Source organism: Pigmentiphaga litoralis (genome assembly GCF_014651835.1).
Lineage (GTDB): Bacteria > Pseudomonadota > Gammaproteobacteria > Burkholderiales > Burkholderiaceae_B > Pigmentiphaga > Pigmentiphaga litoralis.
Window position 1 is genome coordinate 2,648,698 of sequence record NZ_BMXQ01000001.1, and the last position, 13,284, is coordinate 2,661,981.

The 13,284-nt window shown below is 64.6% G+C and carries 14 protein-coding genes and 1 pseudogene; 9 read left to right on the forward strand and 6 right to left on the reverse strand.

Features of this window, described 5'->3' with window-relative positions; genetic code table 11:
- Window positions 1–88: 88 nt before the first annotated feature.
- The gene (locus tag IE116_RS11980) at window positions 89–1,114 is read right to left on the reverse strand and encodes an ABC transporter substrate-binding protein (RefSeq protein WP_189612696.1); all 1,026 of its coding nucleotides are present in this window, start codon (window positions 1,112–1,114) and stop codon (window positions 89–91) included.
- 161 nt (window positions 1,115–1,275) lie between these two features.
- On the opposite strand from IE116_RS11980, the gene IE116_RS11985 reads away from it, so the two are divergent.
- The 3 genes from IE116_RS11985 to IE116_RS11995 all read left to right on the forward strand — a co-directional run bounded on the left by IE116_RS11985 (window position 1,276) and on the right by IE116_RS11995 (window position 3,500).
- Window positions 1,276–1,689, forward strand: coding sequence for a RidA family protein (locus IE116_RS11985; protein WP_179584704.1), 414 nt, complete (start codon window positions 1,276–1,278; stop codon window positions 1,687–1,689).
- A gap of 38 nt (window positions 1,690–1,727) precedes the next feature.
- Window positions 1,728–2,399: a DUF1028 domain-containing protein gene (locus tag IE116_RS11990; RefSeq protein ID WP_189612698.1), complete on the forward strand. Its 672-nt coding sequence runs from the start codon at window positions 1,728–1,730 to the stop codon at window positions 2,397–2,399.
- Between the two features lie 123 nt (window positions 2,400–2,522).
- On the forward strand, window positions 2,523–3,500 hold the full coding sequence (locus IE116_RS11995; protein ID WP_189612700.1) for a LysR substrate-binding domain-containing protein: 978 nt from the start codon (window positions 2,523–2,525) through the stop codon (window positions 3,498–3,500).
- A gap of 63 nt (window positions 3,501–3,563) precedes the next feature.
- Here IE116_RS11995 and IE116_RS12000 read toward each other — a convergent pair whose 3' ends face one another.
- The 5 genes from IE116_RS12000 to IE116_RS12020 all read right to left on the reverse strand — a co-directional run bounded on the left by IE116_RS12000 (window position 3,564) and on the right by IE116_RS12020 (window position 6,579).
- Window positions 3,564–4,292, reverse strand: coding sequence for an acyltransferase (locus IE116_RS12000; protein ID WP_189612702.1), 729 nt, complete (start codon window positions 4,290–4,292; stop codon window positions 3,564–3,566).
- Window positions 4,293–4,472: 180 nt separating this feature from the next.
- The gene (locus tag IE116_RS12005; protein ID WP_189612704.1) at window positions 4,473–5,420 is read right to left on the reverse strand and encodes an aspartate carbamoyltransferase catalytic subunit; all 948 of its coding nucleotides are present in this window, start codon (window positions 5,418–5,420) and stop codon (window positions 4,473–4,475) included.
- Window positions 5,413–5,817: a Holliday junction resolvase RuvX gene (gene ruvX, locus IE116_RS12010; RefSeq protein ID WP_189612706.1), complete on the reverse strand. Its 405-nt coding sequence runs from the start codon at window positions 5,815–5,817 to the stop codon at window positions 5,413–5,415. The genes IE116_RS12005 and ruvX overlap by 8 nt, the downstream gene beginning before the upstream one ends.
- The gene (locus tag IE116_RS12015; RefSeq protein WP_189612708.1) at window positions 5,810–6,382 is read right to left on the reverse strand and encodes a YqgE/AlgH family protein; all 573 of its coding nucleotides are present in this window, start codon (window positions 6,380–6,382) and stop codon (window positions 5,810–5,812) included. Before IE116_RS12015 ends, ruvX begins: the two co-directional genes overlap by 8 nt.
- A gap of 32 nt (window positions 6,383–6,414) precedes the next feature.
- Window positions 6,415–6,579 carry a rubredoxin gene (locus tag IE116_RS12020; RefSeq protein WP_179584690.1) on the reverse strand — a complete coding sequence of 55 codons (165 nt, stop codon included), beginning with the start codon at window positions 6,577–6,579 and terminating at the stop codon, window positions 6,415–6,417.
- Between the two features lie 138 nt (window positions 6,580–6,717).
- On the opposite strand from IE116_RS12020, the gene thiD reads away from it, so the two are divergent.
- The 6 genes and pseudogenes from thiD to IE116_RS25900 all read left to right on the forward strand — a co-directional run bounded on the left by thiD (window position 6,718) and on the right by IE116_RS25900 (window position 13,232).
- Window positions 6,718–7,647 carry a bifunctional hydroxymethylpyrimidine kinase/phosphomethylpyrimidine kinase gene (thiD, locus tag IE116_RS12025; protein WP_189612711.1) on the forward strand — a complete coding sequence of 310 codons (930 nt, stop codon included), beginning with the start codon at window positions 6,718–6,720 and terminating at the stop codon, window positions 7,645–7,647.
- A gap of 17 nt (window positions 7,648–7,664) precedes the next feature.
- A complete protein-coding gene (gene thiE / locus IE116_RS12030; RefSeq protein WP_229828117.1) occupies window positions 7,665–8,354 on the forward strand; it encodes a thiamine phosphate synthase in 690 nt (229 codons plus the stop codon).
- 14 nt (window positions 8,355–8,368) lie between these two features.
- Window positions 8,369–9,655: a glutamate-1-semialdehyde 2,1-aminomutase gene (gene hemL / locus IE116_RS12035; RefSeq protein ID WP_189612713.1), complete on the forward strand. Its 1,287-nt coding sequence runs from the start codon at window positions 8,369–8,371 to the stop codon at window positions 9,653–9,655.
- Between the two features lie 70 nt (window positions 9,656–9,725).
- On the forward strand, window positions 9,726–10,952 hold the full coding sequence (argJ, locus tag IE116_RS12040) for a bifunctional glutamate N-acetyltransferase/amino-acid acetyltransferase ArgJ (RefSeq protein WP_189612715.1): 1,227 nt from the start codon (window positions 9,726–9,728) through the stop codon (window positions 10,950–10,952).
- A 64-nt stretch (window positions 10,953–11,016) separates the two neighbouring features.
- A pseudogene (locus IE116_RS12045) lies at window positions 11,017–11,862 on the forward strand (ATP-binding protein); the annotation flags it as partial.
- A 164-nt stretch (window positions 11,863–12,026) separates the two neighbouring features.
- Complete coding sequence (locus tag IE116_RS25900; RefSeq protein ID WP_229828118.1) at window positions 12,027–13,232, forward strand: thiamine phosphate synthase; 1,206 nt, start codon at window positions 12,027–12,029, stop codon at window positions 13,230–13,232.
- Window positions 13,233–13,284: the final 52 nt, after the last annotated feature.

A 13,284-nucleotide genomic window follows, 5' to 3' on the forward strand; every position in this document is an offset into this window, starting at 1 on the left:
TTGACGAACACAATCATTGGCGCATTTCCCGGGGCTCCCCTGGAAATGCGCTCGTCAGGCAAGGCTGAGGTTCAAGGCGCGACGGCAATCAGTTCATCAGGTTTTCGGTGAACCACTTGCGCCATTCGGCCGTCTTTTCCGCGCGCAACTGGTTGTCGATCACAATTGCCTGCGTCTTCCACTGTTCCTTGGTGGTGAAGACACCCGGCAAGGCGGCGTCGGCCGCGGATACCTTGGCGTTGTCGACGACCGGGCTGGCTTTCTTGAACGCCACGATCTTCGATTGCACGTCGGACGAGAGCGCGATGTTCATGAACTTGTAGGCCAGGTCCGTCTTGGTCGACCCTTTCATGATGCCCATGGCATCGACGCCCAGCACCGCGCCTTCCTTGGGCATGACGACCTTGATGGGTACGCCCTGGCCGATCATGTAGTAGGCGTTCATCGACAGCAGCACCTGCACCGGCGTTTCGCCGGTGGCAATCAGCTGCTGGCTGTTGGCATCATTGGTGTAGAACGCCTTCATGTTGGGCTTGAGCGCCTTCAACTTGTCCTGGCCTTTTTCCCAGGTCTTGGCATCGCCGCCCGACAGCATGGCGGATACGGCAATGATGTGGCTGGGGTCGAAGTCGGGCACCGACAGCTTGCGCTTCAACTCCGGCTTCCACAGGTCGTTCCAGCTGTCGAACTTGATGTTTGCCGGCACGGCATCCGGGCGGTAGCCGATGGTGTAGACGTAGGCCCAGCTGCCGATATGGAATGGGCTGATCTTGGCCTGGTCGACCAGATGCGAGTAATTGGGGATCTTGGCCGTATCGAGCTTTTCGAACAGGTTGCCGTTGGCGTACAGCCAGCCGATGTGCGAGGTGGTGAAGGTAATGTCGCTTTCGGGCGTCGAGGCCAGCTTGGCTTTATTGAGCCGGTCGATGGTGCCGCCGGTCACGTATTTGACGGGCACGCCGGTCTGCTTCGTGAATTCCTTTCCGATGTTCTCGTCGATAAGGTCACGGAAACTTCCGCCCCAGGTGCTGATGACGAGGGCATCCTGAGCCCAGGCCACGTTCGCAAACAAGGTTGCCGACAGCAAACCGGCAGTCATGAGTTTTCGGATCATTGCAGTGCCCTCTGGGTGAGTGAAGCGGTGTAGGGCAATGATGGGAGACAGGGCACTCGGCACCAAGTCACCTTTTCCTTATGCCTGGCTCACAATTCCCGAGGTGCCGCCGCCAAGGCCCCACGGTACAAAGTCGAGACTGACTTTTGGGCGACCCGACCATGAAACACACCCGTATCCGGACCTTCAACACCAAGGCCACCTACCCCGAGCAGAACCTGGACAACGACCTGTGCCAGGCAGTCGTGGCGCGAGGGCGCACTGTCTTCTTGCGCGGGCAGATCGGACAGGATCTGGACACGTCAGAAAGCGTCTGCATCGGTGACGTGGCCGGGCAGGCGGAGCAGGCAATGAAGAACATCGCCATGCTGATGAAGGAAGCAGGCGGCGAGCTGGAAGACATCTGCAAGATCACGATCTACATCATTGACCCGCGCTATCGCGAGGCGGTGTATCGGGTGGTGGGCACTTGGTTGAAGGGCGTGTTCCCGGTGTCCACAGGCATCGTGGTATCGGCCCTGGCCCGGCCTGAATGGCTGGTGGAAATCGACGCCACTGCCGTGATTCCGGACTGAACGTCGATGCGTTGCTTTGATTCCAGCGAGGCGCAGGCATGACTTATTCCATCATTGCGCGCTGCCCCGCCACGGGGCAATTTGGCGCGGCGGTTTCGTCGTCGTCCCCCGCCGTGGCGGCCCGCTGCATTCGCGCCCGCAGCGGCGTGGGGGCGGCGGTGAGCCAGAACATTACCGATCCCGGCCTGGGTCCGCAGTTGCTGGATCAGATGGCCAACGGGCACACGCCGCAGCAAGCGCTGGAAGCCCTGCAAGACCGCCCCTTCATTGCCTACCGGCAATTGATGGCGATCGACGCGGCGCATCCGCCCGCGATCTTTACGGGTGCAAGTGCGCTGGGCACGCTGGCCAGTGCGGCCGGCGAGCATGCCGCCTGCGCGGGCAACATGCTGGCGTCGCTGGAGGTGCCGACCCGCATGCTGGACGCGTTTGGTGCTGCCGAAGGTACGTTGGCCGAACGGCTGATGCAGGCGCTGCTGGCCGGGCAGGCAGCCGGCGGCGAGGCAGGCCCGGTCCATTCCGCCGGCCTGCTGGTGGTGGGCGAGCTGGATTGGCCGATGGTGGACCTGCGCCTGGATTGGGTCGATGACCAGCCCGTGCAGGCCCTGTACGAGGCATGGAAGATCTACGAGCCGCAGGTGCAGGATTACATCACCCGAGCCCGCGATCCGCGCGCTGCGCCCAGCTTTGGCGTGCCGGGAGATCTGTAGGCGGCTTGCACGTTGGGGCCTTGCAAAGCCAGGGCGCCCGGGGCCGGCGCGATCGCAGGCGACCGCGGCGGGTCGATCTGGCATGCTACGGCTCTTCTGTCAGCCGTCTTCCATCACCCTGCCATGCTCAATCGCCTTTCTTTGCGCCAGATGGAATACTTCGTGGCCACCGCCAAGCTGGGCAGCATTGCCTCGGCGTCGGCACAGGTCCACATCTCATCGCCGTCCATCTCGGCCGCCATCGCGCACATCGAAGCCGAGCTGGGTGTCCAGCTGTTTGTGCGGCACCCTTCCAAAGGGCTGGCGCTGACGACCGTCGGCACGCTGGTCATGCAGCAATGCGAAGACCTGCTGGAACGCGCGTCCCGCCTGTATGACATTGCGTCGGACTCGAGCAACGCAATCCAGGGCGTGCTGCGCGTGGGCAGCTTCCAGCCGCTGACGCCCATGCTTGCGCCCGAGGTCATCTTCGGTTTTGCGCGCGCGTTTTCGAAGGTGGACGTGCGGCTGGTCGAAGGCGATCAACAAGAGCTGATGAACAAGTTGCACGCGCACGAGATCGATGTCGCGATCACCTATGACCTGCAACTGAGCGACGAGATCACGTTCGAAACTCTGGCCCACCTGCCGCCCCATGTCCTGGTGAGCGAGCTCCATCCCCTGGCTTTGCAGCCTGCGGTCACCTTCGAGGAGCTGTCGCCGGAGCCCATGGTGCTGCTGGACCTGCCCATGAGCCGCGAATATTTCCTGTCCTTGTTCGCGAAGGCCGGCGTGCCGGCCAATGTCGTGGCGCGGTCGAGGTCCGAAGAAGTCGTGCGGTCGATGGTGGCCAATGGCATCGGCTACACACTGTTCAACGTGCGTCCCAAGTCCAATCAGTCGCTGGATGGCAAGCGCCTGGTGCGCCGCCGTCTGGCGGGCGAGAATCGGCCGATGCTGCTGGGCCTGGCCACGTATAGCGCGATGAAACGGTCGCGGCTGGTCGAAGTGTTCATGCAGCGCTGCCGGTCGTATATTTCGGACCAGTACATTCCTGGCATGAGCGCAGCCAGCTTTTTCGACCCGCATATGGTGGTGCCCCCGCCCGGGAGCGCGGTATAGGCGCCGCCGCGAATCGATGCGCTTTGATCGCCACCGCGGATCAGGGCACCCTTCGATGCGCCCTCAGTGCGTCGTCTGCGAGGTTGCCGACGACGATGCGAGCACGATCGGCTGCAGCCCGGCCAGGTCATTGAAGTCGGGCATGCCACCGTCTGGCATGCCTGCTTCGCGCAGCGCCGACAGGTTGCGGATGGGCGGCACACCAGCCACCACGCGCGCCGGGTTGCCAGCCGCGATGGTGTTGGCCGGGATGTCATGCGTGACGACTGACCCCGCGCCAATCACGGCGTTGTCACCAATATGAACGCCCTTGAGAATGACGGACCGCGCGCCGATGAAGACGTTGTCGCCGATCACGACCGGCTTGGCGCCGATACGATCAGGGTCGCGTTCATAGCGGCGGTTGGGCGCGGTGATCGGGTGAAAGTCGTTGTCGGCGATGATCACGTCGGACCCGATCAGGCAATGCCGCCCTACCGTGACCGACTTGGCCGCGCAGATGACCGTGCCGGTCAGGCCGACATCTTCGCCAATCGAAATGTGGGCGTGGGGCCGCACCGTGCGCAGAATGACGGGGTTGATCACACCCAGGTCGGCCACCATCGTTGTCGACACCAGCACGGTGCGCTGGCCGATTTCCAGGGTGGAGTCGGCCATTAGGGTAATGATCGGCAATCCCAGGAAGGTCACGTCCTTTTTCAGTGAGACGCCCCGCTGGTGCGAAGCGACGGTTTTTCCTGCACGGCAATACAGGAAGTAGACGCGCCGCAAGACTTTCTTGATGATTTTCATGGCGAGGGCATCCGCTGGGATTTCTATTCTGCGTCGCAGTGCAGGAAACCTGGCCACTGAACGCCTCGTCATTAAACGGCCGCGCATGCGGAAAGCCTAGACGCGTATGCCGTACGCCCATGGTGTAGCGGTTCTAGATCGAATGTCGGCGCTAATCCGCAAGGCGGTCACTGGAAACCTCTAGGCGCCGGCCACGATGCTCATGACCGCCATGCGCACGGCAATCCCGAAGGTGACCTGATTCAGGATCACGGCCTGCTTGCCGTCCGCGACCGATGAGTCGATTTCCACGCCGCGGTTCATGGGCCCCGGGTGCATCACGATGGCATCGGGGGCGGCCAGGGCAAGCTTGTCCTGGGTCAGGCCGTAATGCTTGAAATATTCCTGTGCCGACGGCAGCAGCGCTCCGCGCATGCGTTCGTTCTGCAGGCGCAGCATGATGATGACGTCCACACCCTTCAGGCCCTCGGCCATGTCGGTAAAGACCTTGACGCCCAGGCTTTCCATGCCGGCAGGCAGCAGCGTCAGCGGGGCAATCACGCGGACTTCGGGTACGCCCAGGGTGGTCAGCGCGTGGATGTCGGACCGCGCCACTCGCGAATGCAGCACGTCGCCCACGATCGCGACGGTCAGGTTCGTGAAGTCTTTCTTGTAGTGACGGATCGTGTACATGTCGAGCAACCCCTGGGTGGGGTGCGCATGACGGCCGTCACCGGCATTGATGACGTGGATGTGCGGCGCGACGTGCTGGGCGATCAGGTGCGGCGCCCCGCTGGACGCATGGCGCACCACGAACAGGTCCGCCTGCATGGCCGACAGATTGTTGATGGTGTCCAGCAACGATTCGCCTTTGCTGGCCGACGAGGCGTTGATGTTGAGGTTGTAGACGTCGGCCGACAGGCGTTTGGCGGCGATCTCGAAGGTGGTGCGCGTGCGCGTCGAGTTCTCGAAGAACAGGTTGAAGACGCTCTTGCCGTGCAGCAGGGGCACCTTCTTGACCTCGTTTTCGGCCAGCGGCGCGTAGGACGCGGCGGTGTCGAGCACGTGGTTGATGACGGCGCGGGGCAACCCTTCGATGGACAGCAGGTGCGTCAGTTCGCCGTTACGGTTGAGCTGGGGGTTACGCATGGTCGTCGAAGTAGCTCTGCAGGATGATGGCGGCGGCGACCGCGTCGACGCGTTGCCCGCGCCGCGACCCACCCATCTCGGATTGCGCGGCCAGGCTGGTGCCCCGTTCGTCCACCAGCACCACGGGCAGACCGAAGCGGCCCTTGAGCTGGTTGGCGAATTTGCGGCAGTGCGCCGTCATGGCTTGGTCTTCACCGTCGACATTGAGCGACAGGCCCACCACCAGGCGGCCGGGCTGCCATTCCTTGATCAAGGCTTCGATGCGGGCAAAACGCGCGTCGCGCGAGGTGTTGCCCAGGACTTCGAGCGGGCGGGCATGCGCGGTCAGGGTGTTGCCGACCGCAACGCCGATGAACTGCGTGCCGTAGTCGAACGCCAGCAGCGTCTCGTCAGGCATGGCCGGCTTCGCCCGCCAGCATGATGGGGTCGATGCCGAGAAGCTTGAGGGCCGCGTTGAAGCGTTGTTCGGGCGGCGTGTTGAAGATGATGTCCGGGCTGGCCGTGACGGTCAGCCACGCGTTGTCGGACAGTTCTTCTTCCAGTTGCCCGGCGCCCCAGCCCGAATAGCCCAGCGTGACCAGCAGGCGCGGCGGACCGTCGCCTTCGGCCACGGCCTGCAGCACGTCGCGGGACGTGGTCAAGGCCAGTTCGCCGACTTCGACCGTGGACATGTACTTGCCGGTGGGCGCGTGCAGCACGAAACCGCGGTCGGTCTGCACCGGGCCGCCGTAGAACACCGGTTCGGTATGGCCTTCGGTGTCGACGTCGTCGATGTCGAGTTCGATGCGTTCCAGCAGGCCCGCAAGGGTCAGATCCGTGGGCCGGTTGATCACCAGCCCCAGCGCGCCTTCAGGCGTGTGTTCGCAGACGTAGATGACCACGCCCGCAAAATTGGGATCCGCCATGTTGGGCATGGCAATCAGGAATTGGTTGGAGAGGTCGATGGCGGTGCTGTCGGTCATCTTGGGATTGTAATGCGACTGCGCGGGGATACTCAGATCTCTACCATTTCGAAGTCTTCCTTGCGTGCGCCGCATTCCGGACAGACCCAGTTCGGTGGCACGTCTTCCCAACGGGTGCCGGGGGCGATGCCTTCTTCAGGCAGACCGGCTTCTTCGTCGTAGATCCAGCCGCAAATCAAACACATCCAGGTACGCATTATCGAGTTTCGCTCTTGAGGCCGACCCGGAAATCCGGGATTCGGCGGGCTTCCATTAGAATCACGCATCTTACCCAAACCCGTTGGCCCCCGTCGCGCGCCGTCGCCGGCGTTCGCCACCTTTTACAGATTTCACGTTTGCCAGCCTCCGCCCTGACCCCTCCCCTTGTCCTTACGTTCGCGCCGTCAGACCCCAGCGGTGGCGGCGGGATCCAGGCCGACCTGCTCACCTGTGCCAGCATGGGGTGCCAGGCCCTGACGGTCCTGACCGGGTTGACGGTGCAGGATTCGGCGGGCATCGAAGACAGCCAGGAAGTCGATCCCGAATGGATCGACGACCAGGCGCGCAGCCTGCTGGAAGACATGCCGGTGCGCGCCTTCAAGATCGGCGGCATGTTCAGCCCCGAGGCCGTGAGCACGATTGCCGAGATCCTGGCCGACTATTCGGCGATCCCGGTGGTGCTGCACCTGGGGTCCGATCCCCTGGAAACGCAGGATGCCGAGGCCGAGGATTCGGCCGAAGAGATCCTGTCGGCTGCCCTGGAACTGCTGGTGCCCCAGGCCACCCTGGTGGTGGTGGACGCAATGCGGCTGCGCCAATGGGTGGCCGATGGCCTGCTGGAACTGGAATCGAGCTCGGAATCGGGCGTGCAGGCTCTGCTGCGCCTGGGCGCGGGCTGGGTCCTGACGACCGGCCTGCATCTGGGCGGTGAAAACGTGGTGAATACCTTGACCGGTGCGGGCGAGTCTCCCTCGGACGTGATCGAGGTGGAATACCGCTGGATCCGCCTGCCGGGCAACTACCGCGGCGCAGGCAATACGCTGTCCGCCGCGCTGGCCGCGATGATGGCCGGGGGCGTGGAAGCGCCCGACGCCGCCGCCGAAGCGCAGGAATACACGTGGCAGGCCCTGTCGGCAGGCTTTCAGCCGGGGATGGGCCGCATTCTGCCAGACCGCTTCTTCTGGGCCCGCCAGCCGGACCGTGACGGCGGCCACCCTTCCACCATCGGCGAAGATACCGTCAGCGGCGCGGCCCTCGATCCGGCGCGCGGCGGTCTGTCGTCCTGACCTTGCCGGGAGCACGGATGATGTCGTCAACCTTCCCCCCCTCCAGTCCGGTGCGCGGCCTGTACGGGATCACGCCTGAATGGGACGACATCGACCGGCTGGTTGACGGCATTGCCGCGGCTTCCCGGGGAGGCATGCAGGTGCTGCAGTTCCGCCGCAAGCTGGTGTCCGGCGCCCGCAAGCTGGCCGAGGCGCGGCGCTTGAAGGACCTGTGCGACCGGCTCGGGATCGTTTACATCATCAACGATGACTGGCGCCTGGCGCTGGAAGTCGGTGCGACCGGCGTCCATCTGGGCCGGGATGATGGCGATCTGGCCCCGGTTCGCGCGCAGGTGGGCCAGGGCATGCTCATCGGTGCGTCTTGCTATGACCAGTTGGCATTGGCCGAATCCGCGATACGCGAAGGCGCCGACCACGTGGCGTTCGGCGCGGTGTTCACGTCTCCCACCAAACCGCTGGCGGTGCGCGCGCCCCTGTCGTGCCTGACCGCGGCACGTGACTGTCGCCTGACCCCGAACGGCGCCGACGCGCGCCGCCCCGCCGTCGTCGCGATTGGCGGCATTACGCCCGACAATGCGCCGTCTGTCGTCGCCGCCGGCGCGGATGCGCTGGCCGTGATCAGCGCCCTGTTCGAGACCGACGATATCGAAGCCACCGCCCGCGCATTCAGCCGGGCGTTCGAGTCATCCGCTTCAACCCCTTTCTGAACGAAGGCATACCCATGACCCGCAACGCAGAGCTATACGAGCGCGCATGCCGCACCATTCCCGGAGGCGTGAATTCGCCCGTGCGTGCCTATCGGTCGGTGGGCGGCACGCCGCCTTTCATCGAGCGCGCGGCCGGCCCCTATGTGTGGGATGCCGACAAGCAGCGGTATATCGATTACGTCGGCTCGTGGGGCCCGGCAATCCTGGGCCATGCACACCCGGCCGTCATCAAGGCGGTGCAGGACGCCGCCGTGAATGGGCTGTCGTTCGGCGCGCCAACCGAAGGTGAAGTGCAGCTGGCCGAGATGCTGTGCGAGCGCATGCCGTCGATCGAGCAGGTGCGCATGGTCAGTTCCGGCACGGAAGCCACCATGAGCGCGATCCGCCTGGCGCGCGGCTTTACCGGGCGCGACAAGATCATCAAATTCGAAGGCTGCTATCACGGCCATGCGGACAGCCTGCTGGTCAAGGCCGGCTCGGGCCTGCTGACCTTCGGCAATCCGACATCCGCAGGCGTGCCGGCCGAATTCGCCGCGCATACGCTGGTGCTGGACTACAACGACCTGGATGCGGTCGAGGCCGCGTTCAAGGAATACGGCGGCCAGATCGCGTGCATCATCGTCGAACCGGTTGCCGGCAACATGAACCTGGTGCAGCCCAAAGCCGGCTTCTTGCAGGGGCTGCGCGAACAGTGCACGCGCCATGGCGCGCTCTTGATATTCGATGAAGTGATGACCGGGTTCCGGGTCGGCCCGCAGGGTGTGCAAGGCCGGGTGGGCATCACGCCCGACCTGACGACGCTGGCGAAGGTGATCGGCGGCGGCATGCCGATGGGCGCGTTTGGCGGCCGCCGCGACGTAATGGCCAAGATCGCGCCGCTGGGTCCGGTCTACCAGGCCGGCACGCTGTCGGGCAACCCGATTGCGGTCGCGGCCGGCATTACCACCCTGCGCCTGATCGGCGAGCCGGACTTCTACGAGCGTCTGGAAACACAAACCGCGCGCCTGGTGAAGGGACTGTGCAGCCTGGCATCGGATGCCGGCATTCCGTTCAGCGCGGATTCGGTGGGCGGCATGTTCGGCATTTACTTTCGCGACACCATCCCGACGTCGCTGGCGGAGGTGTCGGCATCGAACGTTGACGCGTTCAACCAGTTCTTCCATGCGGCGCTGTCGCGCGGCGTGATGTTTGCGCCGTCGGCTTTTGAGGCGGGCTTTGTGTCGGCAACGCACGACGACACCGTCATCAAGAACACCCTGGACGTGGCCCAAGCTGCGTTTGCAGAGATCACCGCGCGCTGATGTTGCATCTGCACAGCCATCTTTTTCCGCTTTTCTGTTTGCCTACTTTTACTGCCTGCGAGGACCTTCCATGGCCGTCAACCTGAACATTCCCGCCCAGGACACGATCCTGCCTGTCGATGGTATCGAGATCGGCGTGACCGAAGCCGGGGTCCGCAAGGCGAACCGCCGCGACCTGACCGTGTTCCGGTTTGCGGAAGGCACGTCGGTGGCCGGCGTGTTCACGCGCAACCGTTTCTGCGCGGCGCCGGTGCTGGTCTGCCAGGACCACCTGGGCAAGGGCACGGCAATCCGTGCCATGGTCATCAACACCGGGAATGCCAATGCCGGGACCGGCGAATCCGGCCTGGCCGCGGCACGGGCAACCTGCGATGCGCTGGCTGGCCTGCTGAACCTTGCCGCGGATCAGATCCTGCCGTTTTCGACCGGCGTGATCCTTGAACCGCTGCCTGTCGACCGGATCGTGGCGGGCCTGCCCGCGGCCATCGGTGCGCTGGGGCCGAACAACTGGTTCGACGCCGCGCACGGCATCATGACCACCGACACACGGCCCAAGATCGTGTCGCGCAAGGTATCGATTGGCGGCAAGGCGGTCACGCTGACAGGCATCAGCAAGGGCGCGGGCATGATCCGCCCGAACATGGCGACGATGCTGGGTTTCCTGGGAACCGATGCGGGCATCGACCAGGGCCTGCTGACACAACTGGCGCGCGATGTGGCCGACGTGTCCTTCAACCGGATCACGGTCGATGGCGACACGTCCACCAATGACTCGTTCATCATCGCGGCCACGGGCAAGTCGGGCGTGAGAGTGACGTCTGTTCAGGATCCTCAGTACGCTGAACTTCGCCATGCACTCATGGCCGTCGCGACGGAACTGGCGCAGTTGATCGTGCGTGACGCCGAAGGCGCCACCAAGTTCATGACCATCAAGGTCGAAGGCGCGGGCACGCAGGAAGAAGCCCTGAAGGTCGCTTATGCCGTGGCGCACTCGCCGCTGGTCAAGACGGCCTTCTATGCGTCGGACCCCAACCTGGGCCGCATCCTGGCGGCGATCGGCTACGCCGGCATCGACGATCTGGACGTCAGCGGCGTGAACCTGTGGCTGGACGACGTGCATGTTGCCGTGAACGGCGGCCGCAATCCGGATTATCAGGAAGCCGATGGCCAGCGCGTGATGAAGCAGGCCGAGATCCTGGTGCGCATTGGCCTCGGCCGCGGCGACGTGACCGAGACCGTCTACACCTGCGACTTCTCACACGAATACGTCACGATCAACGCCGACTACCGCTCATAACAACAAGAGGTCACCCGTGGCAAAGTCCAAGCCTGTCGCACTGCCTGCTCTCGACGCCGTCGATCTGGGCGCCTTCCTTGCCCGCGCCGATCGCGTGCTCGCGCAACTGGAAGCCTTTCTGCCCCCCGCCCCGCCGGCAACCGAGTGGGAATCCCATGCCTTTCGCTGGCGTCGTCGCGGTTCGCGCGGCTGGCTCGAACCCGTGCGCCACATTGCGCGCATCGGCATGGACGATCTGCAGCACATCGATCGCCAGAAGCAGATCATCGACCGCAACACGGCCCAGTTCCTGGCGAACCGCCCGGCCAACAACGTGCTGATGACTGGCGCGCGTGGCACTGGCAAAAGCTCATTGGTCAAGGCGATGCTTGCTCAGTACGCTGACGAAGGGCTGCGCCTGATCGAAGTCGACAAGTCCGACCTGTGCGACCTGCAGGAGATCGTCGAGGCCGTGGCCCAGCGCCCGGAACGTTTCATCGTGTTCTGCGACGACCTGTCGTTCGAGGAAGGCGAGGCGGACTACAAGGCGCTGAAGTCGGTACTGGACGGCTCGATTGCCGCGGCGACGAATAACGTCCTGATCTACGCGACGTCGAACCGCCGGCATCTGATGCCCGAGTACATGAACGAGAACCTGTCGGCCAAGCACCAGACCGATGGCGAAATCCATCCGGGCGAGACGGTCGAAGAAAAGATTTCGCTGTCGGAGCGCTTCGGCCTGTGGCTGTCGTTCTACCCCTTCAAGCAGGACGACTACCTGGACATCGTGGCGCACTGGCTCGAAGAACTGGGCTGCGATGCCGAGTCGATCGCGGCCGCGCGCATGGAAGCGCTGCAGTGGACCCTGGAACGCGGATCGCGGTCGGGCCGCGTGGCGTGGCAATTTGCGAAGGACTGGGCTGCACGGCACGGTGGGGCGGGCGTGACGGCGTTGCCGGTGCGCGGCGAGCCTTCGCTGGATGACAAGGCCTCGCGCAAGGCGGCAAAGAAAGCCGCGAAGGACCTGGGCAGCACGCCGCCTGAAAAGCGGCCCTTGATTGCGGACTACGGCGCCGCGTCGGATGAAAGCGATCTATGACGGCGGAGACGACCGGGGCGGGCAAAGCCGCTACGTCTGCGCCCGTCAAGCTGCTGGACGTTGCCGTGGGCGTGGTGATTCGTGCCGACGGCAGCCTGCTGCTCGGCCAGCGGCCTGACGGCAAGCCGTATGCGGGCTGGTGGGAGTTGCCCGGCGGCAAGCTCGAACCCGGTGAAACGGTGCTTGAAGCCCTGGCCCGCGAACTGAAGGAAGAAGTCGACATCGACGTGACCGCGTCGACGCCCTGGGTCACGCACATCCACGCGTACAGCCATGCCACCGTGCGGCTGTTCTTTTGCCGGGTGACGGCGTGGACCGGCGAGCCACGCGGCCTGGAATCGCAGGCCCTTCAATGGGTCGGGTCACGCCTTGCCACCGAAGACGAGATTGCCACGGCGCGAGTGGCGCTGTCAGACCGCCTGGCCGCGCTGGAAGCCCGCAAGGCAACCGGCGAGACCCCCGGTGACCTGGATGTGGCCCAGGCGCGTGCACAGGCGCCTGAAGACGCGCTGGGCCTGGCCCTGACCCCTGCGGTTGGCCCACTGCTGCCGGCCGCCCTGCCGCCGCTGCGCTGGCTGCAGGTGCCCACGCGGTACGCCATCACGAATATGGGCGGACCTGCGGGCCTGCCAGCGTTCCTGGCGCGCCTGGACGCCGCGTTGGCGTCGGGCCTGAAGCTCGTGCAACTGCGCGAGCCCGGCTGGGTTGACGGCGTCGATGCCGACAGCCTGTTCGACGCCATGCAGCAGATCCTGGCACGCACGCGGTTTGCCGGCGCACGCCTGCTGGTCAACAGCGTGCACCCCGCGGCGTGGTGGTCCTTTTCTGACGGAGTCCACTTTCGTGCCACAGATGCCGCGCACGCTTTGCAAGCGGCAGATGTGGCAGAAAACGACGATTTTGGAAATCAGGTAGTCGCCCCGACGGCCCTGCCCGCGGGCAAGTGGCGCGCGGTGTCTGCACATAACGCAGCGGATCTGGCGTGCGCACGCGCCCTGGATGCGGAATTTGCGGTGCTGGGGCCGGTGCTGGAGACCGCCTCGCACCCCGGCGCGGTCACGTTGGGGTGGAAGGGATTTGCGGAGCTCGTGCAGTCTGCCGGCCTGCCGGTGTTTGCCCTGGGTGGGCAGTCCGAGGCGACCGAGCAGGTCGCCCGTGAGCACGGCGCGCATGGGATTGCAGGAATCCGCGGGCTGCTCTGATGCGGGTTGCTTTGATGCAGGTTGCCTTGATAGGGACTGCTTGTTCTTGGAT

Bases quoted from the DNA above. Each gene is read 5' to 3' on its own strand.
- hemL (WP_189612713.1), top strand. From the start codon at position 8,369: ATGACCCGCAACGCAGAGCTATACGAGCGCGCATGCCGCACCATTCCC.
- IE116_RS11980 (WP_189612696.1), bottom strand. From the start codon at position 1,114: ATGATCCGAAAACTCATGACTGCCGGTTTGCTGTCGGCAACCTTGTTT.
- IE116_RS12020 (WP_179584690.1), bottom strand. From the start codon at position 6,579: ATGCGTACCTGGATGTGTTTGATTTGCGGCTGGATCTACGACGAAGAA.
- IE116_RS12005 (WP_189612704.1), bottom strand. From the start codon at position 5,420: ATGCGTAACCCCCAGCTCAACCGTAACGGCGAACTGACGCACCTGCTG.
- thiE (WP_229828117.1), top strand. From the start codon at position 7,665: ATGATGTCGTCAACCTTCCCCCCCTCCAGTCCGGTGCGCGGCCTGTAC.
- IE116_RS11985 (WP_179584704.1), top strand. From the start codon at position 1,276: ATGAAACACACCCGTATCCGGACCTTCAACACCAAGGCCACCTACCCC.
- IE116_RS11990 (WP_189612698.1), top strand. From the start codon at position 1,728: ATGACTTATTCCATCATTGCGCGCTGCCCCGCCACGGGGCAATTTGGC.
- ruvX (WP_189612706.1), bottom strand. From the start codon at position 5,817: ATGCCTGACGAGACGCTGCTGGCGTTCGACTACGGCACGCAGTTCATC.
- argJ (WP_189612715.1), top strand. From the start codon at position 9,726: ATGGCCGTCAACCTGAACATTCCCGCCCAGGACACGATCCTGCCTGTC.
- IE116_RS12015 (WP_189612708.1), bottom strand. From the start codon at position 6,382: ATGACCGACAGCACCGCCATCGACCTCTCCAACCAATTCCTGATTGCC.
- IE116_RS25900 (WP_229828118.1), top strand. From the start codon at position 12,027: ATGACGGCGGAGACGACCGGGGCGGGCAAAGCCGCTACGTCTGCGCCC.
- IE116_RS12000 (WP_189612702.1), bottom strand. From the start codon at position 4,292: ATGAAAATCATCAAGAAAGTCTTGCGGCGCGTCTACTTCCTGTATTGC.
- IE116_RS11995 (WP_189612700.1), top strand. From the start codon at position 2,523: ATGCTCAATCGCCTTTCTTTGCGCCAGATGGAATACTTCGTGGCCACC.